The sequence below is a fragment of the Streptomyces sp. NBC_00466 genome (genome assembly GCF_041433995.1).
Classification (GTDB): Bacteria; Actinomycetota; Actinomycetes; order Streptomycetales; family Streptomycetaceae; genus Streptomyces.
On record NZ_CP107896.1, the window covers coordinates 2652589 to 2675900 of the forward strand.

General features: G+C 70.5%; 24 protein-coding genes and 1 pseudogene. 11 read left to right on the top strand and 14 right to left on the bottom strand.

All coding sequences use genetic code 11. From position 1 onward, the window contains the following. Positions 1–15 precede the first annotated feature (15 nt). On the bottom strand, positions 16–1374 hold the full coding sequence (locus tag OG210_RS11670; protein WP_371536206.1) for a helix-turn-helix domain-containing protein: 1359 nt from the start codon (positions 1372–1374) through the stop codon (positions 16–18). Positions 1375–1725: 351 nt separating this feature from the next. Here OG210_RS11670 and OG210_RS11675 point away from each other — a divergent pair, with 351 nt between their 5' ends. Further along, positions 1726–2250 carry a DUF4232 domain-containing protein gene (locus tag OG210_RS11675; protein ID WP_328329844.1) on the top strand — a complete coding sequence of 175 codons (525 nt, stop codon included), beginning with the start codon at positions 1726–1728 and terminating at the stop codon, positions 2248–2250. 149 nt (positions 2251–2399) lie between these two features. On the opposite strand, the gene OG210_RS11680 is transcribed toward OG210_RS11675, so the two are convergent. Beyond that, on the bottom strand, positions 2400–2909 hold the full coding sequence (locus tag OG210_RS11680) for a MarR family winged helix-turn-helix transcriptional regulator (protein WP_371536209.1): 510 nt from the start codon (positions 2907–2909) through the stop codon (positions 2400–2402). A gap of 84 nt (positions 2910–2993) precedes the next feature. On the opposite strand from OG210_RS11680, the gene OG210_RS11685 reads away from it, so the two are divergent. Both OG210_RS11685 and OG210_RS11690 read left to right on the top strand, forming a co-directional pair. Further along, complete coding sequence (locus OG210_RS11685) at positions 2994–3545, top strand: carboxymuconolactone decarboxylase family protein (protein WP_328329840.1); 552 nt, start codon at positions 2994–2996, stop codon at positions 3543–3545. 158 nt (positions 3546–3703) lie between these two features. Continuing rightward, entirely contained in the window at positions 3704–4456 is a 753-nt protein-coding gene (locus OG210_RS11690; RefSeq protein ID WP_328329838.1) for a DUF4232 domain-containing protein, read from the top strand. Between the two features lie 82 nt (positions 4457–4538). On the opposite strand, the pseudogene OG210_RS11695 reads toward OG210_RS11690, so the two are convergent. Further along, positions 4539–4945 (bottom strand): annotated as a pseudogene (locus OG210_RS11695) (ATP-binding protein). A gap of 151 nt (positions 4946–5096) precedes the next feature. Between OG210_RS11695 and OG210_RS11700 the strand changes: the two are divergent. From OG210_RS11700 to OG210_RS11715, 4 genes are all read left to right on the top strand, one after another. Beyond that, positions 5097–5879 carry a Scr1 family TA system antitoxin-like transcriptional regulator gene (locus tag OG210_RS11700; RefSeq protein ID WP_371536213.1) on the top strand — a complete coding sequence of 261 codons (783 nt, stop codon included), beginning with the start codon at positions 5097–5099 and terminating at the stop codon, positions 5877–5879. After that, positions 5879–6175: a DUF397 domain-containing protein gene (locus tag OG210_RS11705; protein ID WP_371536216.1), complete on the top strand. Its 297-nt coding sequence runs from the start codon at positions 5879–5881 to the stop codon at positions 6173–6175. The genes OG210_RS11700 and OG210_RS11705 overlap by 1 nt, the downstream gene beginning before the upstream one ends. Positions 6176–6234: 59 nt before the next feature. Next, the gene (locus OG210_RS11710) at positions 6235–6924 is read left to right on the top strand and encodes a 1,4-alpha-glucan branching protein (protein ID WP_371536220.1); all 690 of its coding nucleotides are present in this window, start codon (positions 6235–6237) and stop codon (positions 6922–6924) included. 139 nt (positions 6925–7063) lie between these two features. Then, on the top strand, positions 7064–7984 hold the full coding sequence (locus OG210_RS11715; RefSeq protein WP_371536223.1) for a polysaccharide deacetylase family protein: 921 nt from the start codon (positions 7064–7066) through the stop codon (positions 7982–7984). Positions 7985–8011: 27 nt separating this feature from the next. On the opposite strand, the gene OG210_RS11720 is transcribed toward OG210_RS11715, so the two are convergent. Continuing rightward, complete coding sequence (locus OG210_RS11720; protein WP_371536226.1) at positions 8012–8896, bottom strand: sigma-70 family RNA polymerase sigma factor; 885 nt, start codon at positions 8894–8896, stop codon at positions 8012–8014. 75 nt (positions 8897–8971) lie between these two features. Between OG210_RS11720 and OG210_RS11725 the strand changes: the two genes are divergently transcribed. Beyond that, a complete protein-coding gene (locus tag OG210_RS11725; protein ID WP_328329824.1) occupies positions 8972–9739 on the top strand; it encodes an NAD(P)H-dependent oxidoreductase in 768 nt (255 codons plus the stop codon). Positions 9740–9800: 61 nt separating this feature from the next. Here OG210_RS11725 and hemB read toward each other — a convergent pair whose 3' ends face one another. The 6 genes from hemB to OG210_RS11755 form a co-directional block, all read right to left on the bottom strand. Further along, complete coding sequence (gene hemB / locus OG210_RS11730) at positions 9801–10790, bottom strand: porphobilinogen synthase (RefSeq protein ID WP_328329822.1); 990 nt, start codon at positions 10788–10790, stop codon at positions 9801–9803. A 142-nt stretch (positions 10791–10932) separates the two neighbouring features. Then, entirely contained in the window at positions 10933–12594 is a 1662-nt protein-coding gene (locus tag OG210_RS11735; protein ID WP_328329820.1) for a bifunctional uroporphyrinogen-III C-methyltransferase/uroporphyrinogen-III synthase, read from the bottom strand. Beyond that, entirely contained in the window at positions 12591–13547 is a 957-nt protein-coding gene (gene hemC / locus OG210_RS11740; protein ID WP_328329818.1) for a hydroxymethylbilane synthase, read from the bottom strand. Before hemC ends, OG210_RS11735 begins: the two co-directional genes overlap by 4 nt. Beyond that, entirely contained in the window at positions 13544–15100 is a 1557-nt protein-coding gene (locus OG210_RS11745; protein WP_328329816.1) for a glutamyl-tRNA reductase, read from the bottom strand. The genes hemC and OG210_RS11745 overlap by 4 nt, the downstream gene beginning before the upstream one ends. Further along, positions 15097–15915, bottom strand: coding sequence for a redox-sensing transcriptional repressor Rex (locus OG210_RS11750; RefSeq protein ID WP_328329814.1), 819 nt, complete (start codon positions 15913–15915; stop codon positions 15097–15099). The genes OG210_RS11745 and OG210_RS11750 overlap by 4 nt, the downstream gene beginning before the upstream one ends. Positions 15916–16293: 378 nt before the next feature. Further along, positions 16294–16587 carry a glutaredoxin family protein gene (locus tag OG210_RS11755; protein ID WP_328329812.1) on the bottom strand — a complete coding sequence of 98 codons (294 nt, stop codon included), beginning with the start codon at positions 16585–16587 and terminating at the stop codon, positions 16294–16296. A 171-nt stretch (positions 16588–16758) separates the two neighbouring features. Between OG210_RS11755 and OG210_RS11760 the strand changes: the two genes are divergently transcribed. From OG210_RS11760 to OG210_RS11770, 3 genes are all read left to right on the top strand, one after another. Next, positions 16759–17712 carry an HAD-IB family hydrolase gene (locus OG210_RS11760; RefSeq protein ID WP_328329810.1) on the top strand — a complete coding sequence of 318 codons (954 nt, stop codon included), beginning with the start codon at positions 16759–16761 and terminating at the stop codon, positions 17710–17712. A gap of 420 nt (positions 17713–18132) precedes the next feature. Then, on the top strand, positions 18133–18912 hold the full coding sequence (locus tag OG210_RS11765) for an ECF subfamily RNA polymerase sigma factor, BldN family (RefSeq protein ID WP_328329808.1): 780 nt from the start codon (positions 18133–18135) through the stop codon (positions 18910–18912). A 233-nt stretch (positions 18913–19145) separates the two neighbouring features. Further along, complete coding sequence (locus OG210_RS11770; RefSeq protein WP_328329806.1) at positions 19146–20348, top strand: DUF5667 domain-containing protein; 1203 nt, start codon at positions 19146–19148, stop codon at positions 20346–20348. A gap of 87 nt (positions 20349–20435) precedes the next feature. Here the strand turns inward: OG210_RS11770 and OG210_RS11775 are convergent, their stop codons facing one another. The 4 genes from OG210_RS11775 to OG210_RS11790 form a co-directional block, all read right to left on the bottom strand. After that, complete coding sequence (locus OG210_RS11775) at positions 20436–21506, bottom strand: lysophospholipid acyltransferase family protein (protein WP_328329804.1); 1071 nt, start codon at positions 21504–21506, stop codon at positions 20436–20438. A 1-nt stretch (position 21507) separates the two neighbouring features. After that, on the bottom strand, positions 21508–22602 hold the full coding sequence (locus OG210_RS11780; RefSeq protein WP_328335560.1) for an NAD-dependent epimerase/dehydratase family protein: 1095 nt from the start codon (positions 22600–22602) through the stop codon (positions 21508–21510). Positions 22603–22769: 167 nt separating this feature from the next. Beyond that, positions 22770–22868, bottom strand: coding sequence for a 30S ribosomal protein bS22 (locus OG210_RS11785; protein WP_003948845.1), 99 nt, complete (start codon positions 22866–22868; stop codon positions 22770–22772). A 131-nt stretch (positions 22869–22999) separates the two neighbouring features. Next, entirely contained in the window at positions 23000–23212 is a 213-nt protein-coding gene (locus tag OG210_RS11790; RefSeq protein ID WP_164266407.1) for a helix-turn-helix domain-containing protein, read from the bottom strand. Positions 23213–23312 lie beyond the last annotated feature (100 nt).

Consider the following 23312-nt stretch of genomic DNA (forward strand, 5'->3'; position numbering starts at 1 on the left):
GTCCGCGCTTCACCTTCACTGGAGGGGCGGCTCCCAGGCGTCCCCGCCGAGCGGGTGCACGTACCGGGGCCGCCCCTCCGCGCTGCTCGCGCGGAACGGCCTGCCGTGGTCGTCGATGCGGATCGTGCCGTGCCGGCTGCCGCTGCTCCACTGGAGCTCCAGGTACCAGCTGACGTCGTGCGCCGCGGTGCGGGCGTTGATCTCCAGCACCTGCGGGTCGGTGGTGGACACCCTGTACGGGAAGTCGGTGGCCGGGACCTTACGGTCGCCCTGCACTCCGGCGACCGGGTCCGCCAGCGGGGTCCCGGTGTCCAGGTTCACATCGAATCCGGCCGGGGTGAGTCCGCCACCGCAGCCGTCACCCATCGCGTACGAGGCCCAGGCGAGCGGCGCGTGACGCTCCACGATCCGCACGTGCAGGGCCTGGAGCACCACCGCGTCCGACGTCTTGCCCTGCACGGACAGCTCGATCCGCGCACCGCCGCTGGAGACCCCGCCCAGCGCGGCGGCCCAGCTCGCGGCGTCCTGCTCGGCCGGGGGCGGCGGCATCTTCGCGGCCGGCCGGTCCACCAGATACGACTGGCTGCACGGGCTGTCCCAGACGTACGGCCGGACGTTCACCGTCAGCGGTACGGCGGGGACACTGCGGCCGTCGGCGCCCAGTGCGCCACCGTCGTCCGACGCCCGGTGGCTGCCGGACGGGGACGGGGTCGTGGAAGCGGAGGGGTCCGGGGACTGTTCCGGCCGCTTCGTCGCCGTGGCTCCGGGGGTGCCCGTCGGTGAGTCCGTGTGCGGCGCCCCGTGCGAGACCCCTGCGGAAGCCCGGTGGTCCGGGGACGCGGATCCCGCGTTACTGACGGCCACCGACACCGGGACGGCCACCGCGACGGCCACGACGGCCGCCCCGGCCAGCCAGAGCCGTCTGCCCTTGCGGGGGGTGGGGCCGGGGTCGGGAGCGGGCACCGTCTCCGGAGCGGCTTCGGGGGCGGGGGCGGGGCCGGATGCGGGGGCGGACGCGGGCGCGGTCTCCGGAACGGCTTCCCCTTCCGGTTCCTGCGCCCCTTCCGGTCCCGGTCCGGGTTCCTGCGCCGCTTCCGCGGCCCTGGGCGCCGCCGTGTCCTTGGGCCGCCGCCGGGCCGCGTCGGCCAGCAGCCAGCGCCGGTGCAGCGCGATCAACTCGTCCGGGTTCGCCCCGCACAGCCGGGCGAACCGCTCGACCGGCGCGTACTCGGTCGGGACAGCGTCACCGTTGCAGTACCGGTGCACCGTGGACGTACTCATATGGAGCTTGGCGGCCAAGGTGCCGTAGCTGCGCCCCGAACGGCTCTTCAGCTCACGGAGCAGTGCCGCGAATTCCTCGGTCTCGGAGCCCACGGCCACCGTTCCCCTCGTTCCTCATCCCGGAAGACGTTCCAGGAAAGCGTTCCAGGGACGTCCCCTCTCCCCAGGTCAGAGTACGCGCAGCCGTTCCAGCGTCCCCAATGGTCCGGGAACGATTGCAGCTCGAATCAGCCACCCCACAAGCTGAGTTCGTGTTCAACCGACTCCGGCACGGATGCGGACTGAGCCTGGTGGACGCATTCGCGCTGGTCGTACTGGCCCTGTCGGCGACGACGGTCTTCCTGCTCATCAGCCATCTCTGAACTTTGCGGCCGGTACAGATCGCACAGATCGCACGGACCGCGCACACTCACCGCCCTGCACAGCCCCATGAGGAGCATCACCATGAACGTCCGCCGCACCCGCATCATCGGCGCAGCCGCCACCGGCCTGATCGCCGCGCTCGCTCTCACCGGCATGTCGGCCGCCACCGCTTCCGCCGCCCCGGCCAAGGCGCCGAAGATCGTCACCTGCACCCCGGCCAACACCAAGACCGCGCTCTCCAGCCGCCCCGCCGGCCATCTGCTGATCAAGTCCACCAACACGGGCAAGACCCCCTGCTACGCCTACGGCGCCCCGCTCATCGGCTTCGACCACCCGCAGTCGACCGTCCAGATCGTGGAGGACAGCCAGCCGCAGGCCGTCGTCACGCTGAACCCCGGCCAGTCGGCGTACGCCGGTGTCCGCACCTACGGCGCAGGCGACAGCGGCCACTGGGCCAAGCAGATGTCCCTCAACTTCGAGGGCCGCGCCATGGCGGGTTCGGTCGGCCCCACGGCCTCTCTCAAGGTCCCCGGCAAGACGTGGGTCAACGACACCGCCGCCGTCTCGTACTGGCAGACCACGCAGTCCGCCGCTCTCCACTGGTAACCAGGCCGGCGGCCACCGCCCCGGCACCTGACGCCCTGGCTCCCCTCCCCCGGGGGCCGGGGCGTTCCGTCATCGGGGTATTCCGGCGTCGGCATTCCTGCGTCCGACGGCCCCCGGGTGGGGCTCCCCCGGTTGGGGCTGGTCGGTCCTCACCCCCCGAACCACCCCGCCACATCCACCCGGAAGCCGCCGTCCGGAACCGCCCCCGGCACCAGCGCCCGCAGGTCGGACTCAAGCCCGGCGAGCCGTTCCGCGCCCAGGACCCGTGCCCACTGCGCGTACAGCTCGTCGAAGATCTGGCCCGACCGCACCAGCACCTCCATCCCGCGAGGGGTGAGCAGCACCAGCTTGCGCCGCCCGTCGGCGGGGTCGGCCGCCCGCTCGGCGTACCCCAGCTCCTCAAGGCGCTCAACGGTCTTGCCCGCCGCCTGCTTGGAGACCCCGAGCCGCCGGCCCACCTCGCTCGCCGTGGCGCCCCGCGCCCCGATCGCCTGGAGCGCGAAGCCGTACGCGGGGCGCACGTCCGGGTGCCCTTCCTCGGCCAGGCGCGCGTGCAACTGATCGATGGCCGAGCGGAACCCGGCGAAGAGCAGCATCGGCAGCTCGTACCCGCGCCCGGCCCCGGCTCCGGCCCCCACTCCAGCTCCGGGCTCAGCCATCGTGCGGCCCGGCGTTGCACATTTCGACAACCTGGTTTACGTTTTCGTCAATCACATTGTCGAGTTTAGAGCGAAGGACCACCTGTGTCAGTCACCGCCTTCCCCGACCACACGGTCGAGTCCGCCCCCGCAGCGGCCCGCCGCGCCATGCAGGCCACCACCGACCGCCTCGGCTATCTGCCGTCGCCCGTGGCCCGGATGGCCACCTCCCCCGAGACCCTCGACGGCTTCCTTAAGCTCAGCGGGATCTTCGAGTCGACCACCCTCTCCCAGCTGGACCGCGAGGTCCTCATCCTCACGATCGCCACCCGCAATGAGTGCCACGTCTGCGTGGCCATGCACACGGCGAAGCTCACCGCGATGGGCACGGACGCCGCCCTCATCGAGGCCCTGCGCACCCAGCAGCCGCTCGCCGACGGGAAGTTGGAGGCACTGCGCGTCTTCACCCTGGAGGTACTGGCCACCGCGGGGGCCGTCGGGGACCCCGTCCGCCAGGCGTTCCTGGCCCAGGGCTACACCGTCCAGAACGCCCTGGAGGTGGTCCTCGGTATCGGTACGTACACCCTCTCGACCTTCGCCAACCGGCTGACGGACGCCCCGGTCGACCCCCAGCTCGCGGCGTTCGCCCCGCAGTAGGAGGAGAGCGGAGAGGGGCCGTCGGCTGTTACACGGCGTTACACCTTCCGGACAGTCTCGCGAGAACTTCCCCCGCCGGGCGGCGCATCTCACTTTCCGTAAGACGCACTCGCCACGGAGGACGCCGGTACCGAAACCGGCGCTGGAAAAGGGGAATCATGACCGCCAAGCTGAACCGAGTCGCCCGCAGTGCCGCCGCCGTACTGGCTGTCATCGCTGTAGGCGCCGGCGCCGCCGCGTGCGACTCGTCCTCCGGATCGGCGGCCTCCAAGACCAGCGCCCAGGCCGGCACCGGCCAGGACTCGTCCTCCACGGCGCAGGGCGGATCGCAGGACAAGGCCCAGAGCGGCACCAGCGGCTCCGGAAACGCCGCCGAGGGCTCCGCCCAGCACAAGGTGAAGTCGATGGCCCAGAAGGGCTCGCGGACCGACGCCGTGAACCCCGCCCCCGTCTCCGCCTCCACCAGCGGGAGCAGCCGCTGCCACACCATCGACCTGGGCTACGACTGGGGCGGCCCGCACGGTGCCGCCCCGGACATGAACGACTCCACCGACCAGCAGGTCGCCTCGATCAAGCTCACGAACCGCGGCGACAGCACCTGCACCCTGCGCGGTTTCCCGGGCGTCCGCCTCGTCAGCAAGACCGGTGAGGCATGGGACCTGCGCCGCTCATCGGACACCCCGAGCACCATGACCCTGCACCCGGGAGAGAGCACGGCCTCGATCAGCATCATGCTCCTGGCCATCCCCGCCGACTCCAAGGACACCAAGCCGTTCGTCCCGAGCAAGGTCCTGATCACCCCGCCCAACGAGACCACCCACGTCACCCTCGACTGGCCGTACGGCGGCGCCATCCTGGACCAGTCCGGCGCCACCCACCCCGGCACCTTCGTCAGCCCGGTCGGCATCTGAGCCCACCCACGCCACGGCGTGCCTGAGCCGCACCGCACCCCACGCGGTGCGGCTCAGGCACGCCGTACCCGTCCGGAACCGTTCAGTCGAACTCGCACCACACGACTTTGCCCGGACTGCGGCCGGTCACGCCCCACCGGTCCGCCAGCGCCTCCACGAGCACCAGCCCCCGCCCGGACTCATCCGCTTCCGTTCGCCCGGCCACGGCCGCGACGCGCGGGGTGCCGTCGCCGCTGTCGTGCACTTCCACCGGAGCAGCCCGTCCCCGTACGACCGGAGCTGAAGCCGGTATCCCCGGCCGGGCGGAACGCCGTGCACCACCGCGTTCGTCGCCAGTTCGCTCACACAGAGCAGCACTTCGTCCGCCCGCGCGGCCGCCTCCCAGTCGGTGAGGGCGCTACGGGTGAACTCCCGGGCCGCCCCTACGGACCTGCGCTCCCGCCGGTAGAACCGCTCCCGGAGCAGGGGGTGTTGAGTCTCGACATCCATGGGACGACTGTCACTGTCCGTGGCTAAGCTGACGCAGTGCGTCGACCCGTACAAAATGCCCGTACGGGTCGTGCGCGCATAACGAGCTGAGCGACGGGGGGAGTTCGACATCATGCACCCCAGGAAACGTCCGAGGAAGAACGCGTCGGCCATGCGACTGGTGGGCGCCGTACTGGCGCAGTTCCGCACCAGCGCCCGCCTGACCCAGAACGCGCTGGCGGAACTCGTGGGCCTGGACTGCGAGACCATCGCCTCGATCGAGCAGGGGCGCCGCCCCCTGAAACCGGACTACGCGGAGATCTTCGACCGGGTACTGGATACGAAGGGGGCGCTGGCGGTCGCGGTGGCGAACATGCCGGAGATCGACCTGATCCCGGCGTGGGCGGAGCAGTACATGGACCTGGAGCGGGACGCGCTTGCGCTGTCGTTCTACGAGAACCAGGTGATTCCTGGACTGCTCCAGACCGAGGGCTACGCCCGTGCGGTGTTCACCAATGACATCCCGGCCCCCAGCGAGGACAAGATCACTCAACGTGCTACAACGCGCATTGAGCGACAAGAGATTCTGCGCCAGCCGGACCCTCCCGGCCTCAGTTTCACCGTCTCCGAGGTGGCGTTGGTCGACCGTCTTGGTGGCGATGCGGTCCGCATTGAACAACTACGCCATCTTCGCGCCAGTTCCGATCTGCCGGGCGTCACCATCCAGGTCATGCCGATCGGCCGCCAACACCATGCCGGTTTGTCTGGCCCCTTCGTGCTCATCGAAACCTCCGACCACCAGCACTTGGCATACACAGAAACTCAGCGCGGAAGCCAACTGATTTCCGACCCGGATGAGGTCAGCATCCTCGAACGTAAATGTGCGATGCTGCGGGCGCAGGCTCTCAACCCTGAAGAGACTAAGGGTCTGTTGGACCGGCTGCTAGGAGAGTAATGAGCACCGCACAGAAGTGGTTCAAGTCCAGTTACAGCACCGAACAGGGCGGCAATTGCGTCGAGCTCGCGTACACCTGGCGCAAGTCCAGCCACAGCGGCAGCGAAGGCGGCGCCTGCCTCGAAGTAGCCGCCCACCCCGCCGCCATCCACGTCCGGGACTCCAAGAACCCCACCGGCCCCAGCCTCACCCTCACCCCCGCCGCCTGGTCCGCGTTCGCCACGTTCGCCACGTTCGCCACGTTCGCCACGTTCGCCACGTTCGCCACGTTCGCCACCAGCACCGGAACCCCCTGATCCGTCCCGCGCCAGTGGCAGGATGACAGCAGCACGCCGACGGGAGAGGGACCGAAGACATGGCTGTCGTCCACCGCACCACACTGAGCCCCACCAAGCTGGAGCTGCTCACCTCCTGGCTGCCCCAGCAGCCCTGGTACCTCGGCGGCGCAGGCGGCAAGCCCGAGCTGGACCAGGCGGGCGGCTACCGTCTCGACGACCCGACCGGCGCGGTCGGGATCGAGTTCATGCTGGTCACCGACGTGTCAGGGGACAAGCCCGTCACGTACCAGATGCCGTGCAGCTACCGGGGAGCGCCGCTCGAAGGGGCCGGCGACGACGCGCTCATCGCCACCCCCGAGCACGGGGTGCTCGGCACACGCTGGGTGTACGACGGCGCCCACGACCCGGTGCTCGTCGCCCAGTTGGTCGCTCTGATGGCCGGCGCGGCCGTGCCGCAGGAGCAGAGCATCAGCAACACCCCGGACCCGACCGTCGAGGGGCATTTCACCGGCCGGGAGCACCCCGTGGCGACCGGGATCGCGGCGGTGACCAGCGACACGGACGGCACCGACGTACGCGTACGGACGGCCAACACCTCCGGTGCCGGACTGACCCTCCACGTCAACCGGGTGGTCCGCCCCGGCCAGGCCGCATCGCCCGGGGACCTGGGCCACGTCACAGGGAACATGCTGCTCCCGGACGGCACGAAGGCGCGCACCCTGTTCGCGTCCGTACGCGAGACCGGCTCGGGCCCGACGGCCGGCTAGTCCGGTCGGACACTCCGGTACGGGTGGACTCCACAGCGCACGGAGTGTCGGAGCACCCCACCTGCCCGGATTCATAGCATGATCCGACTCGCACTCAGGAGCCAGGCATCGTGGTGTGAAACGGGATGGGTAGGGGCACGTGTCATTGACTCGTCGGGCCGTCATTGCCGCACTGGCCGGTGCCGGGCTGGCGGGATGTGACACCAGGTCCGACTCGGCGGGGGCATCGCTCCCGACGTCGACGCCGACCACCCCGTCGGACATCGAACGGCCGAGCCGCACCGCTTACGCAGGCCGCCGGGCCGCACCCGACCCCGCGTCGCCCGCGATGACCCGTGCGGCGGTGGTCGCCCGGTACGGCTCGGCACCCCCGACGACCTGGGGCTTCGACGCACCGGGTGTCCTGACCGCCCTGCCTCCGTCCCTGCCCCGGTCCCAGCGGGCCATCGCGCTGACCTTCGACGCGTGCGGAGGCCCCGGGGGCAGCGGTTACGACCAGGACCTGATCGACTTCCTCCGGTCGAAGAAGGTACCGGCGACGCTGTTCATCAACTCCCGCTGGATCGACACCAATCCAGCGGTCTTCCGCCGGCTCGCGGGCGATCCGCTCTTCGAGATCGCCAACCACGGAACCCGGCACCGCCCGCTGTCGGTGTCGGGCCGCTCCGCGTACGGCATCCCCGGAACGCGCGACGCGGGCGAGGTCTTCGACGAGGTCGCGGGCAACCACCGCAAACTCACCCGGCTGCTCGGCAGCGCGCCCCGCTACTTCCGGTCCGGGACCGCGTACTACGACGATGTCGCGTCCCGCATCGTGGGCGCCGTGGGAGAACGCCCGGTGAGTTTCACGGTCAACGGCGACGGCGGTGCGACCTTCACCCCCGAACAGGTCCACACCACCGTCGTGGCCGCCCGGCCGGGCTCGATCGTGATCGGCCACATGAACCAGCCAACGGGCGGCACAGCCGAGGGAATCGCCACCGCGGTCCCCCAACTCCTGGCGTCCGGCCATCACTTCGTCCGGCTCTCCGCCGCCGCCGGGCCGCCGACTCCGGGGTGAGGGGAGCCGCCGGACCGCCGGTCCCCCTCACCCGGCCAGGACGGCGAGGCTGAGCCGCCGGAGACGTGCGGGACCGGCGATCACCTCGTACGCGGCGATCCTGTCCTCCTCGATGGTGAAGGTGAGCGCGAACAGCAGCTGACCGTGCGGCGCCACCACGACGCCCACCGCGCCGTCGACCAGGGCCAGTTCGGCGGCCTGCGACCTGCGGGCGAAGTGCACCGTCCCCTCCGCCACGGCCCGGGCGCCGCGGACCTCGGCGGCCATGCCCGGCGCCAGCGCGGCGGGGTCGCAGCGGCGCACCACGTCGGGGGCCAGCACCGCGAGGATGCCGGTGAGGTCACCGGCCCGCGCGGCCGACAGGAAAGCGGAGATGACCTCCCGGTGGCGGGTCAGTTCCTCCGCCGGGATCACGGGGGTGCCCCGCACCTTGCGGCGAGCGCGGCTGGCGAGCTTCTTGGTGGTGGCGGGTGTGCGCTCCACGATGGGAGCGATCCGGTCGAAGGGCACGGCGAACATGTCGTGCAGCACGAAGGCGACGCGTTCGGCGGGCTCAAGGGTGTCCAGCACCACGAGCAGCGCACGGCTCACCGAGTCGGCCAGCACGGCCTCGTCCTCCGGCCGGCTTCCCCGGGCGGGCTCAGAAACCTGGTCGAGCACCTGGTGCTCGGTGAGTTCCTCCCGCCGTGACGTACGGGAACGCAGCATGTCGAGGCAGATGCGGGTCACCACCGTCCGCAGCCAGCCCGTCAGGTTGTCGACACTGCCGGCATCGGTACGGCCCAGCCGCAGCCAGGTCTCCTGTACGGCGTCCTCCGCCTCGCTCCTCGAGCCGAGCATCCGGTAGGCAACTGCCTGGAGCAGGCCGCGCTGCGCCTCGAAACGTTCCGCCAGCTCATCGTGCTCGATCACTGGTCACCTTTCCTCGTCCTGGACCGTCAGCTCCATGACGGACACAACCCCGGTGAAGTGACAGGAGAACCGACGATGCCGTGCCTGCTGCATCTGGATTCCAGCGCCAATCGTTCCAGTGACTCGGTCAGCAGGCAGCTGACCGCGCTGTTCGCGGAGACCTGGCGGGCCCGGCACGGTTCGGCCGGGTACCGGTACCGGGACCTGGCCGCCGACCCCGTACCACCGCTCGACACCGCCTACTGCACGCTGGGGCGGCGGCTGGAGCAGAACGGTCTTCCCGCCCTGGCCGACGTCGGCGCCTGGATCCGCGATCCGGCGGAGGAGCGGGAGTGGGCGCTGACCCGCCCGCTGATCACCGAGCTGCTGGCGGCCGACACGGTGCTGATCGGTGCCCCGATGTACAACTACTCGGTATCCGCCCTGCTGAAGGCCTGGATCGACCGGGCCGGGTTCCCCGGTGTGTTCACCGACCCGGACACCGGGGACAACCTGCTGCGCGGCACCAGGGTGGTGGTGGTCTCCACTCGGGGCGGCGCCTACGGCCCCGGCACTCCGCGGGAAGCATGGGACTTCCAGACGCCCTGCCTGCGGACGTACTTCGGCGAGCAGGGGATAGCCGAGGAGGACATGAGTTTCATCAGCGCCGAGATGACCATGGCCGGGCTTGTCCCGCACCTGGCCCCGCACCTCCCGCTGGCGGCGGACTCACTGGCCACGGCACGAGCGGCGGTGACCGCACTGGCCACCGCCACCCCTGCGGACTTCTGTGCGGACTTCGCTGCGGACTTCCCTCAGCACGGACCCGGCCGGGAAGTATCCGTACCGGATCAGCGGCGGTGAAAAAACGGGCCACGTCACCGTGGCCCGTTCCATTTCCCGTTCAGTTCCCGCACGCGACCGTTCAGAGCCGGCCCGCGACCTCCGTCGCCCAGTACGTGAGGATCATGTTCGCGCCCGCCCGCTTGATACCGGTCAGGCTCTCCAGGATCGCCTGGTCCCGGTCGATCCAGCCCTTCTCCGCGGCCGCCTCGATCATCGAGTACTCACCGCTGATCTGGTACGCGGCCACCGGCACGGACACCGAATCCGCGACCTTCGCCAGGATGTCCAGGTACGGTCCGGCCGGCTTGACCATGACCATGTCGGCGCCCTCGGCGAGGTCCAGCTCCAGCTCGCGCAGCGCCTCCCGGGCGTTCGCCGGGTCCTGCTGGTACGTCTTGCGGTCGCCCCGCAGCGAGGAGCCGACCGCCTCGCGGAACGGGCCGTAGAAGGCGGACGAGTACTTCACCGTGTAGGCGAGGATCGACACGTCCTCCTTGTCGATCGTGTCCAGCGCGTCCCGGATCACGCCGACCTGGCCGTCCATCATGCCGCTGGGGGCCACCACATGGGCGCCCGCGTCGGCCTGGACCTGCGCCATCTCGGCGTACCGCTCCAGCGTCGCGTCGTTGTCGACCCGGCCCGACTCGTCCAGGACCCCGCAGTGGCCGTGGTCGGTGGTCTCGTCGAGGCACAGGTCGGACATGATCACCAGGTCGTCGCCGACCTCGGAGCGCACATCGCGCAGCGCCACCTGGAGGATGCCCTCCGGGTCCGTGCCCGCCGTGCCGATGGCGTCCTTCTTGTCGTCATCGGGGACACCGAAGAGCATGATCCCGGCGACACCCGCGGAGACGGCGTCGACGGCCGCCTTCCGCAGGGTGTCGCGGGTGTGCTGGACAACGCCCGGCATCGCCGTGATCGGCACCGGCTCCCCGATCCCCTCCCGCACGAAGGCGGGCAGGATCAGATCGGCCGGGCGGACCTGCGTCTCGGCCACCATGCGGCGCATCGCCGGGGTGGTGCGCAGCCGCCGCGGACGGGCGCCGGGGAAAGATCCGTACACAGTCATCCTCAGTTACCTCTTCGAACTATTCGGTTCTTCCGGCTGCGGATCACCGGGCCCCACGCTCCCGGACCACGCGGCTCCGCGCCCCCAAGTCTGCGCCCTCCGGCCCCCCGCTCGCACGGGTGGGCCGCCGGGCGCAGGCCCGTCAGGTGGTGCGCCGCCTGCGGCCGCCGGGGCGGCGTTCGCTGGGACGGGTGACCGCCTCGCCTGCCTCCCTGGCCGCCTCGCGGCGCTGCGCGCCGAACTCCGCGAGCGCCTCCGCGAGTCTGTGCACCGAGGGCTCCGGCGAGAGCACGTCCACCCGCAGCCCGTGCTCCTCGGCCGTCTTGGCCGTGGCGGGACCGATACAGGCGATGACCGTCACGTTGTGCGGCTTGCCCGCGATCCCCACGAGGTTGCGGACCGTGCTCGAAGAGGTGAAGAGGACCGCGTCGAAACCGCCGCCCTTGATCGCCTCACGGGTGTCGGCCGGCGGCGGCGACGCGCGCACCGTGCGGTAGGCGGTGACGTCGTCGACCTCCCAGCCCAGCTCGATGAGCCCGGCCACCAGGGTCTCGGTGGCGATGTCGGCGCGCGGCAGGAAGACACGGTCGATCGGGTCGAAGACCGGGTCGTACGGCGGCCAGTCCTCCAGGAGACCGGCGGCCGACTGCTCACCGCTCGGTACGAGGTCGGGCTTGACGCCGAACTCGACCAGCGAGGCCGCGGTCTGCTCGCCCACGGCGGCGACCTTGATCCCCGCGAAGGCACGGGCGTCGAGCCCGTACTCCTCGAACTTCTCCCGGACCGCCTTGACGGCGTTCACGCTGGTGAAGGCGATCCACTCGTAGCGTCCCGTGACCAGGCCCTTGACCGCGCGCTCCATCTGCTGCGGGGTGCGCGGCGGTTCGACGGCGATGGTGGGGACCTCGTGCGGCACGGCGCCGTACGAACGAAGCTGGTCGGAGAGCGAGGCCGCCTGCTCCTTCGTACGCGGAACGAGCACCCGCCACCCGAAGAGCGGCTTCGACTCGAACCACGACAACTGGTCGCGCCGGGCGGCCGAGCTGCGCTCGCCGACCACGGCTATGACCGGCTGGTGTCCGTCCGGCGACGGGAGCACCTTGGCCTGCTTGAGTACCTGGGCGACCGTGCCGAGCGTCGCGGACCAGGTGCGCTGGCGGGTGGTGGTGCCTGCGACGGTGACGGACATCGGGGTGTCGGGCTTGCGGCCCGCCGCGACCAGTTCACCGGCGGCGGCGCCGACCGTGTCGAGCGTCGTGGAGACGACCGCGGTCGCGTCGCTCGCGCCGACCTCGCTCCAGCAGCGGTCGGATGCCGTACGGGCGTCGACGAAGCGGACGTCGGTGCCCTGCGCGTCACGCAGCGGCACACCGGCGTACGCGGAGACGCCCACCGCGGTCGAGACGCCCGGGACGACCTCGAACGGGATGCCCGCGGATGCGCAGGCCAGCATCTCCTCGCCGGAGTTGCCGTCGAGTCCGGGATCCCCGGTGACAGCACGGACGACCCGCCTGCCACCCCGTGCGGCCTCCATGACAAGATTGCCCGCATCTCGGATGGCCGGGATTCCGGCGGCTGTTGACGCTTCGTCAACAACCGTCAGCTGAGGCGTGCTTACGGTCGCTCTGGCATGGCTGCGTACGACGTCGAGCACATGTGGCTCGGCGATCAGTACGTCCGCACTCGCGAGCGCTTCGACAGCACGCAGTGTGAGAAGTCCCGGATCCCCGGGTCCGGCACCGAGGAAGGTGACGTGCCCGTGCGCGGGAAGGGCGGCTGGCAGGTTCGACGAGGTGGGGTTCATCGTGCTCGCTCCCCCATAAGACCGGCCGCACCCTTGGCCAGCATCTCGGACGCGAGTTCGCGTCCGAGCGCCTCATTGCCTTCGTGCGACGTGGGTACGGGACCGGTGGTGGACAGCTGCACCAGCGAGGAGCCGTCGGTCGAGCCGACGACGCCGCGCAGGCGCATCTCGGTGACAGCCTGCCCGTCGGCCAGGACGTCGGCCAGTGCACCAACAGGCGCACTGCAACCGGCCTCCAAGGCGGCGAGCAGGGATCGCTCGGCGGTGACGGCGGCCCGGGTGTACGGGTCGTCGAGCTCCGCGAGCTGGGCGGTGAGATCAGCGCGGGATGCCGCGCACTCGACCGCCAGGGCCCCCTGGCCGGGGGCGGGCAAGATGATGTCGACCGGCAGGTACTCGGTCACTTCGTCGGCCCTGCCGACACGGTGGAGCCCGGCCGCGGCGAGAACCACCGCGTCCAGCTCCCCGCTGCGGACGAATCCGATGCGGGTGTCGATGTTGCCGCGGATCGGCACGGTCTCGATGCGCATCCCGTGGTTACGGGCGTACGCGTTGAGCTGTGCCATCCGGCGCGGTGAGCCGGTGCCCACGCGGGCGCCGTCCGGCAGCTGCTCGAAGGTCAGCCCGTCCCGCGCGATCAGCACATCCCGGGGGTCCTCACGGACCGGGATCGCGGCCAGCACCAGATCGTCCGGCTCGGCGGTCGGCAGATCCTTCAGCGAGTGCACGGCGAAGTCGACCTCGCCGCTCAGCAGCGCATCGCGCAGGGCGGTGACGAAGACACCGGTCCCGCCGATCTGCGCGAGGTGCTCACGGGAGGTGTCCCCGTACGTGGTGATCTCGACGAGTTCCACGGGGCGACCGGTGATCTGCCGCACCGCCTCGGCGATTTGTCCTGACTGCGCCATGGCGAGCTTGCTGCGCCTGGTCCCCAGCCTCAAGGCATCGGTCATGCCCGCCCTCGGTTCTTGACGTCTGTGTTGCTCAGGTCGGTCAGATCGGCCCTGCTCACGGCCGCGACCGTCAGCGGGTCGAGGTCGAAGAGTTCCCGCAGCGCGTCCGCGTACCCGGCGCCGCCGGGCTCGCTCGCGAGCTGCTTGACCCGCACGGTGGGCGCGTGCAGGAGCTTGTCGACGACACGGCGCACGGTCTGCGAGATCTCGGCGCGCTCCTTGTCGTCCAGGTCGGGAAGGCGTCCGTCGAGCCGCGCGATCTCACCGGCGACGACGCCGGCGGCCATGGTGCGCAGGGCGACAACGGTCGGAGTGATGTGGGCGGCCCGCTGGGCCGCGCCGAACGCCGCGACCTCGTCCGCGACGATCGTCCGTACGGCGTCGACATCGGCGGCCATCGGGGCGTCGGCGGACGCGTCGGCCAGCGACTCGATGTCGACCAGGCGCGCACCGCTGATGCGGTGGACCCCCGCGTCGATGTCGCGCGGCATGGCCAGGTCGAGCAGGGCGAGCCGCGGCGGGGCGGCACCGTCGGCGGCGGCGATACGGCGCACGGGACGGGGGGCGGCAACTCCCGCGGTACCGGCCCAGGCGCCGTGCTGCTCCAGCGCGTCGACCGCGCGGGCGGCGGCGGTGGCCGCCGTGGCGTCGGCGGGCACATCGGGGACCGCGTCGGACACCGCGTCGGCGGTCGGCCCGGCAGCCGGTCCGGCGGGGGTGAACTCCTCGCCGAGCGCCCGGGCCACGGATTCCGCGGTCAGTACGAGACCGGTCGCCCCCGTACAGGAGACGACGAGGTCGGCGCGGGCCAGCTCCCCGTCGACTGCGTCCATGGGGACGGCCGAGGCGGTCACCCCGGCGCCGCCGAGGATCTCCGCGAGCCGCTCCGCACGCGCCTGCGTCCGGTTGGCGACGATGATCTCCCCGGCGCCCGCGCGGGCCAGCGTCGCGGCGGCCAACGAGGACATGGAACCCGCGCCGATCACCAGGGCGCGCTTGCCCCGGGCCCAGCCGGCCACATCCGCGCCACCGGCGAGCTGTTCGAGGCCGAAGGTGACGACCGACTGTCCGGCCCGGTCGATCCCGGTCTCGCTGTGCGCGCGCTTGCCGACCCGCAGGGCCTGCTGGAACAGATCGTTCAACAGCCGCCCGGCGGTGTGCAGTTCCTGGCCGAGCGCGAGGGCGTCCTTGATCTGGCCGAGGATCTGGCCCTCACCCACGACCATGGAGTCGAGCCCGCACGCCACCGAGAAGAGGTGGTGGACGGCCCGGTCCTCGTAGTGCACATAGAGATAGGGAGTGAGCTCTTCGAGCCCGACACCGCAGTGCTGCGCGAGCAGCGTGGACAGCTCGGCGACGCCCGCGTGGAACTTGTCCACGTCGGCGTACAGCTCGATGCGGTTGCAGGTGGCGAGCGTCGCGGCCTCGGCAGCGGGCTCGGCGGCCAGCGTGTCCTGCAACAGCTTGGCCTGCGCATCAGCGGAGAGCGCCGCACGCTCCAGCACACTGACGGGCGCGCTGCGGTGGCTTACTCCGACGACCAGAAGACTCATGCCGGCATCACGGCGGGCATGTCCCCGTCGGGTCCCTTCCGGTCGGTGCGGGCCGCGCGGGCGTTCACCGTGTGCGCGGCGGCGGCCGCACTGGCCGCGTGCGCGGCGCCCCGTACCGGGGGCGCGTCGGTGTCGGGGTCGGCGAGCGCCCCCTCACCCGCCTTCCGCTGCTCATGGAAGGCCAGGATCTGCAGCTCGATGGAGAGGTCCACCTTGCGTACGTCGACGCCTTCCGGCACCGAGAGCACGGTGGGGGCGAAGTTCAGGATCGAGGTGACACCGGCGGCGACGAGCCGCTCACAGACCGGCTGCGCCGCACCCGCGGGGGTGGCGATGACGCCGATGGAGACGCCGTTGTCCGAGATGATCTTCTCGAGGTCGTCGCTGTGCTGGACGGGGATCCCGGCCACCGGCTTCCCGGCCATGGCGGGGTCGGCGTCGATCAGCGCGGCGACCCGGAATCCACGCGAGGCGAATCCGCCGTAGTTGGCGAGCGCGGCGCCGAGGTTACCGATTCCGACAATGACGACCGGCCAGTCCTGGGTGAGACCCAGCTCACGGGAGATCTGGTATACGAGATATTCGACGTCGTAGCCGACGCCCCTGGTCCCGTACGAACCCAGGTAGGAGAAGTCCTTGCGCAGCTTCGCGGAGTTGACCCCCGCGGCGGCTGCGAGCTCCTCGGATGAAACCGTGGGTACGGAGCGCTCCGACAGCCCGGTGAGGGCGCGGAGGTACAACGGAAGTCGGGCGACGGTGGCCTCGGGGATTCCTCGGCTACGGGTCGCCGGTCGGTGAGTTCGGCCAGTTGCCACGGTGCTCCTGCGGGATGAGCGAGGCTGCAGGCGGCCACATCCAGCAGGACCGCCCCGTCGAATGCAGGCTATGTCTTTGTGAACGCGTGCACAAAGATAGTGTCCGTTTTGTCCGTGCAAAGTGACCGGGGTCACGCACTGCGGCGACACATTGACGGAACCACTGACCGGTCCGATGCGTTGAGATCCCAAAGGGGACAAAACCGCACACACTCCTCACGCTTACGCCCCCGAGACCGCTCAAATCGCCCACGATGGTAGCTGTCTTTTACGCGAGAAGCTCCGCGCGGACCGGTCACCCGCCCCCGGCCCGCCATCCGCCCTGCCTCTCCCTCGGGAACGTCAGGGACGCCTGGAACATCAGAAACGTCAGGGGCGTCAGGAACGCAGCGCCCGGCGGAGACGGTCGGGGTCGACCCGCCAGAAGGTGTGCTGCTCCCCGTCGATGAGTACGACCGGAATCTGCTCCCAGTACGCCTCGTTGAGCACGGAGTCCTGGGTGATGTCCTTCTCCTCCCAGGCCGCGCCGGTCTCCCCGCACACCGCGGAGACCACGGCGCGCGCGTCGTCACAGAGATGACACCCGGGCTTCCCGACCAGGGTGACGACCCGCTCGGCGGGATTTCCTTGACCGGCACCGCGGCCGGCACTGCGGCGGAACAGAGGACTCATACCCCCATTCTCCGCCGCCCGCGCGGACGCGTCCCACCACCGGCCCGCCCGGAGGCGAGCACCGGAGGCAGGCACCGGAAGCGGGCACCGGAGAACATCCGCACACCAGAGTTCACTCCGCCGCATTCCGTCAGGTGAGGAACGCTTCACCGAACTGGCTATGCTCGCACCATGGCCGCACTGGGATGGCTCACCCCCCGTAGGCGCTCGGCAACAGCACGCAGCGTGCTGGCAGGCGAGGCCGCAGCCGAAGCAGCCCGGAAGTCCTCGCAGGAGCCGGCACCGGCCGGGGCCGTCGCGCCCGGCGAAACCGCCGAAGAGGCCACCCCGGAGCCCGAGTTCCCCGTCGCGGGCGACAGTCTGGCCGCCGCCTTCTTCGATCTCGACAACACCGTGATGCAGGGCGCCGCGATCTTCCACTTCGGCCGCGGCCTGTACAAGCGGAAGTTCTTCCAGCGCCGCGAGCTGGCCAGGTTCGCCTGGCAGCAGGCCTGGTTCCGGCTGGCCGGCGTCGAGGACCCCGACCATATGCAGGACGCCCGGGAGAGCGCCCTGTCCATCGTCAAGGGCCACCGCGTGTCCGAGCTGATGTCCATCGGCGAGGAGATCTACGACGAGTACATGGCCGACCGCATCTGGCCGGGCACCCGCGCCCTCGCCCAGGCCCACCTGGACGCGGGCCAGCGGGTCTGGCTGGTCACGGCCGCCCCCGTGGAGACCGCGACGATCATCGCCCGGCGCCTCGGCCTGACCGGAGCGCTCGGCACCGTGGCGGAGTCGATGGACGGCGTCTACACCGGCCGCCTCGTCGGCGAGCCGCTGCACGGCCCGGCGAAGGCGGAGGCCGTACGGGCGCTCGCCGCCGCCGAGAACCTCGACCTGGCCCGCTGCGCCGCGTACAGCGACTCGCACAACGACATCCCGATGCTCTCGCTCGTCGGCCACCCGTACGCGATCAACCCCGACGCCAAGCTGGCCCGTTACGCCCGCGAGCGCGAGTGGCGGCTGCGCGACTACCGGACCGGCCGCAAGGCGGCCAAGGTCGGCATCCCGGCCGCGGCCGGGGTCGGCGCACTCGCGGGCGGCACCGCAGCCGCGGTCGCCCTGCACCGCCGCCGCCACTGAGCGGTACGGCACCGGCCCGCGACCGGACCACCGGCTCGCACCTCGGCCATCAGTACGTCAGCCACCGCTGACCGGAACGTCAACAGCTCCGCGCCGCCGCGCCACTCCGAGGAACACGGGCGAATCGAACTTCTTACCCTCCTGCGCCCGCCGCCAGTCCCGTTGCGGCCACTCGCGCACAAGTGACCCCCCAATCAAGCGGATCGTGAGGCAATCCGATCAATAAACGGTCACGAAGTGCTACTTGATCCGACGCGTAGACGTAACAGAAGCGACGTAATCGATGATTTGAGCAACTGGGTGTAGCACTGCCTGTACGAAGCGTTATTCTCCTCAGACGCATACCGGACCTCACTCGCCATCACGTCGAGTGAATCATCCAGCACTGCACGTGATGGAAGCTCTGCCTCTGGGAGTCCCGTGTACCCACACGTCGGGGTTGACGCCTCGGGCCTGGCTACGCTGCGCACAACGGTCCTTGACCAGCTGCGCGGCTTTGTCCCCACCGCGTACGCCGTCCCCGCATTTGCCACAGCCGCGCCCGCCGGCCCCTGCTACGCCCTCGCCGAGAGCGGTGCGGGTGCGGCGGTCGGCAGACGCAGCCGTGGCGGCACCGGCACGTCCACCGCCCGTCGGCCTGCGGCCGACAGCGACAGCGCACGCATGATGGACCTCGTCGAACGAGCTCAGGCCGGCGAGGCCGACGCCTTCGGGCGGCTCTACGACCAGTACAGCGACACGGTCTACCGCTACATCTACTACCGCGTCGGCGGGAAGGCGACGGCGGAGGATCTCACCAGTGAGACCTTCCTGCGCGCTCTGCGCCGTATCTCCACCTTCACCTGGCAGGGGCGCGACTTCGGCGCCTGGCTGGTCACGATCGCCCGGAACCTGGTCGCGGACCACTTCAAGTCGAGCCGTTTCCGGCTCGAAGTGACCACGGGCGAAATGCTCGACGCCAACGAGGTCGAGCGCAGTCCGGAGGACTCCGTCCTGGAGTCCCTCTCCAACGCCGCCCTGCTCGAAGCCGTGCGGAAGCTCAATCCACAGCAGCAGGAGTGCGTGACACTGCGCTTCCTGCAAGGGCTCTCCGTGGCCGAGACCGCACGGGCCATGGGCAAGAACGAGGGCGCCATCAAGACGCTCCAGTACCGGGCCGTCCGCACGCTGGCCCGGCTCCTCCCCGATGACGCACGCTGATCGCAACTCGCCGTCAGTGCACAACTCACTGTCAGTCATGGCCTCATGACGCTGCGGTCCGATCATCCTTCGTCCGTAACCCAAGTGCTGTGCGGCTCGTTGAGTGGGATGCAGGCTCCCTGTGGTCAAGCCACGCCCGCAGGTTCTCACCCGATCGAGTGGAAGCACTCAAGGTGGGCAACCTTCCGGACCCCGAGGGGAGTCGATCGTCATGACGAGAGGAGGTGCCGCCAGTGATCGGACAAGTTTCGGCACACCGGCGGGCGAACGCCTTCGCCCAGGCCCTGGAGGAGCAGACACTCCAGGGCTCGGCGGCCGACCAGCCCGAAGCTCCCACCGACCCGAGCACACAAGGGCAGTTGCTGGCCCTGGTGACCGGGCTCGAAGAGCTACCGAAACCACAGCTGGATCCTGAGGTCAAAGTGGTGCAGCGAGCCCAGCTCGTCGCCGCCATGGAGACGATGCTCGCGGAGGGAGGTGTGTCCGAGGGCCCTCAGGTGCCCGAACAGCGGACCGGCCGAGGCGCCCACCGGGCGTCCCCGCTCCGGAAATTGCGCCCCCGCTCCCGCTGGTCGAAGGGCCTCGCTGCGGGCGGACTCACCGTCGGTGTCGCGGCCGGAGCGTTCAGCGGCGTCGCGGCTGCCAGCTCCGACGCCCTCCCCGGTGATTCGCTGTACGGGCTGAAGCGCGGCATGGAAGATCTCAAGCTGGGAATGGCGAACGACGATGCCGCCCGCGGCCAGATCTACCTCGACCAGGCTTCCACCCGTCTCCAGGAGGCACGCCGCCTCCTGGAGCGCGACCGGGCGGGCCGGCTCGACCACGAGCAACTGGGCGAAGTGAGACGCGCACTGAACGGCATGAACCACGACGCCGGAGAAGGACACCGGCTGCTGCACGAGGCGTACGCGAGGAACGGGGCACTCGGCCCGATCCAGACGCTCTCCTCGTTCTCCCGCTCGCACCGGGAGGCCTGGAGCAAGCTCCGGGGCCGGCTGCCCGTCCAGCTCCACGACGTGGGAAATCAGGTGAACTCGGTCTTCGACGCCATAGACCAGGAGGTCGGTCCGCTCCAGGCGCAGCTGCCGCGCACCCCCGGCATCCCCGCCGCCCGTACGCCCGGACACCCGGGCACCTCGAAGCCGGGCACACCCGGGACCGACCGTTCCGGACCCAGCTCGGCCGCATCCGGCCACAGCCACGGCAACGCCCGGCCGGAGCCCTCCGGCTCCGAGAGCGGCAAGGCCGACCAGGGCCTGATCGGCGGCAGCACGGGCGGCCTCCTCGACCCGCCGAAGAGCAGCAGCGGTTCGTCCTCGTCCGAAGGCACGGGCAAGTCCGGCGACGGCACCAAGCCCGCACCGGACGTCACCCTCCCCCCGCTGCTCCCCGGCCTGCTCCCGGGCCTGGGCATCAACGGCGAGGACGCACAGTAGGGCCGAGAGGCAACAGCAGTACCCGCAGACGGAAGGTGCCGGGCCCGGTATGTCACGGGCCCGGCACCTTCCGTCTGCGGACCGCCGTCAGAAGAAGACCGACCTCCGCTGCACCAGCAGCTTGTACAGCGTGTGCTGGATCTGCTCCCGCACCTGATCCGTCAGGTTGAACATCAGCATCGGGTCCTCGGCGGCCTCCTCGGAGAACCCGTCCGTCGGGATCGGCTCACCGAACTGGATGGTCCACTTCGTCGGCAGCGGCACCAGACCCAGCGGCCCCAGCCACGGGAACGTCGGCGTGACCGGGAAGTACGGGAAGCCCAGCAGCCGCGCCACCGTCTTCGCGTTGCCGATCATCGGGTAGATCTCCTCCGCCCCGACGATCGAGCACGGCACGATCGGCACCCCGGCCCTGAGCGCGGTCGACACGAAGCCGCCCCGCCCGAACCGCTGGAGCTTGTACCGGTCGGCGAACGGCTTCCCGATCCCCTTGAACCCCTCGGGCATCACCCCGACGACCTCGCCGCGCTGGAGCAGCCGCTCCGCGTCCTCCGCGCACGCAAGCGTGTGACCGGCCTTCCTTGCCAGCTCGTTGACGACCGGCAGCATGAAGACCAGATCCGCGGCGAGCAGCCGCAGATGCCGCTCCGCCGGGTGGTGGTCGTGGACAGCGACCTGAAGCATCAGCCCGTCGAGCGGCAGCGTCCCGGAGTGGTTGGCGACGACGAGCGCCCCGCCGTCCGACGGGATGTTCTCGATGCCCTTCACCTCGACGCGGAAGTACTTCTCGTACAGCGGCCGCACCGCCGACATCAGCACCTGGTCGGTGAGCTCCTTGTCGTACCCGAACTCGTCGACGTCGTACTCACCGGTGATCCGCCGCCGCAGAAAGGCCAGCCCGCCGGCGATCCGCCGGTCCCAGTCGGTGGTCTCCGCGCGATCCGCCGGGTCCTGCGCGGGAGCGTGCGCCGACGGCTCCGCGTCCCCGGCCGGACCGGCCGGCCCGGACGCCTCGGGTCCGGTCTGCTGCTCCGGTACGGGCGCGAGCGGTCCCGTGGCGGCCCTGCCGCGCGCCCCGGACCGCTTGGCGGTCTTGCCGCTCCTGTTCCGCCTCGCTCTCGGCTCGTCGCCGAAGGGGATGACCTTGGCATCGGCCATGTCAGATGCGCTCCTTGCTGACGGAGTGGGCGGGGATCACGGGCCGGGCGGCGGGTCCGGCAGGTCCGACGGATTCGGCGAAGGCAGCGACCCGGTCGACCGCCCGCGCCAGCGCCCGGGGCGGCAGCAGGCCGTCCCCCCGGCTGAGCGCGAAGTCCTCGAAGGCCTCGGCCGTCGAGTACCTCGGTACGAAGCCCAGGGTCTCGCGCATCTGCGCCGTGCTGACGACCCGGCCATGGGTGAGCAGCCGGATCTGCTCCGGCGAGAAGTCGGTGATCCCGACGGTCCGCAGCGCGGAGCCGACCCAGTTCACGGCGGGCAGCAGCACCGGCACCGTCGGCCGGCCGAGCCGCCGCGAGCACTGCGAGAGCAGCAGCACACCGTCGCCCGCGATGTTGAAGGTGCCGCTGTTGAGCGTCCCGCGCGGTGGTTCGCCGAGCGCCAGGCGGAGTACGTCGATGACGTCGTCCTCATGGACGAACTGGAGCCGCGGGTCGTAACCGAACACGGTCGGCAGCACCGGCAGCGACAAGTACTCGGCGAGCGGGTAATCCGTGCTCGGCCCCAGGATGTTCGCGAAGCGCAGGACGCAGACGGCCACATCGGGCCTGCGCCGGGCGAAGCCCCGTACATAGCCCTCGACCTCGACCGCGTCCTTCGCGAAGCCGCCGCTGGGCAGCGACTTGGGGGGCGTCGTCTCGGTGAAGACGGCCGGGTCGCGCGGCGCCGACCCGTACACATTGGTACTGGACTTGACCACCAGACGCTGCACGGTCGGCGACTTCTGGCAGGCGCCGAGCAGCTGCATGGTGCCGATGACGTTGGTCTCCTTGACCGTCGTCCGGCCACCGGTGCCCAGCGGGGTGCCCGTGACATCCATGTGTACGACGGTGTCGACGTCGTACTCGGCGAGCACCCGGGCGATGGCGGGCTGGCGGATGTCGGCCCGTACGAAGACGGCGTCGCCCAGTCCGTGTGCCGGCTCCACGATGTCCACCGCGATCACCCGGTCCACCTCGGCGTCCCGCAGTATGCGGCGCACGAGCCGGCCTCCGAGCTGCCGGGCCACTCCGGTGACGAGCACGACCTTGCCCAAGATCAGCGCCTTCCCATTCGGACTCCCGTACGGGCCACGGTAGCGGCTCGATATCGCGCTGTACTGGGATGCGCTGCGTGAAGTCATCGGAAATCTACCCGCAGGAACGCGCAGAGGCCCTCCCACCATGCTGGCGGGAGGGCCTCAGAACCACGTACAGCTGCCGCTTACTTCTTGTTGCGACGCTGAACGCGGGTGCGCTTGAGCAGCTTGCGGTGCTTCTTCTTAGCCATCCGCTTGCGCCGCTTCTTGATAACAGAGCCCACGACTACCCTCGCTCACTTCTCTTCACTCGGTGCGGGGCGTCTGGGCCCACACGACCTACGTCGGCCTAGCCTACCTGCCGCCGCGTGAGGGACGTAATCCGAGGGGAACCCCCGGACTCGACCGCACTCCGCTAGGCGGTCTGGACCCCCACAAAGGACTCGCGAAGGTATGCGTGCACTGCTTGCTCCGGGACCCGGAAGGACCTGCCCACCCGGATCGCCGGCAGATGACCGCTGTGCACCAGCCGGTACACGGTCATCTTGGACACTCGCATCACCGAGGCGACTTCCGCCACGGTCAGGAACCTGACCTCGTTGAGAGGCCTCTCACTCCCAGCAGCCATGACCCACCTGAACCTTCCGCACCCGACGGGCACCGGCTTCCCCTTCCGGTGACTCTTCGTCGTGGCGCGCTCACTCACCAGACTAGGTGCGGGTGGTACG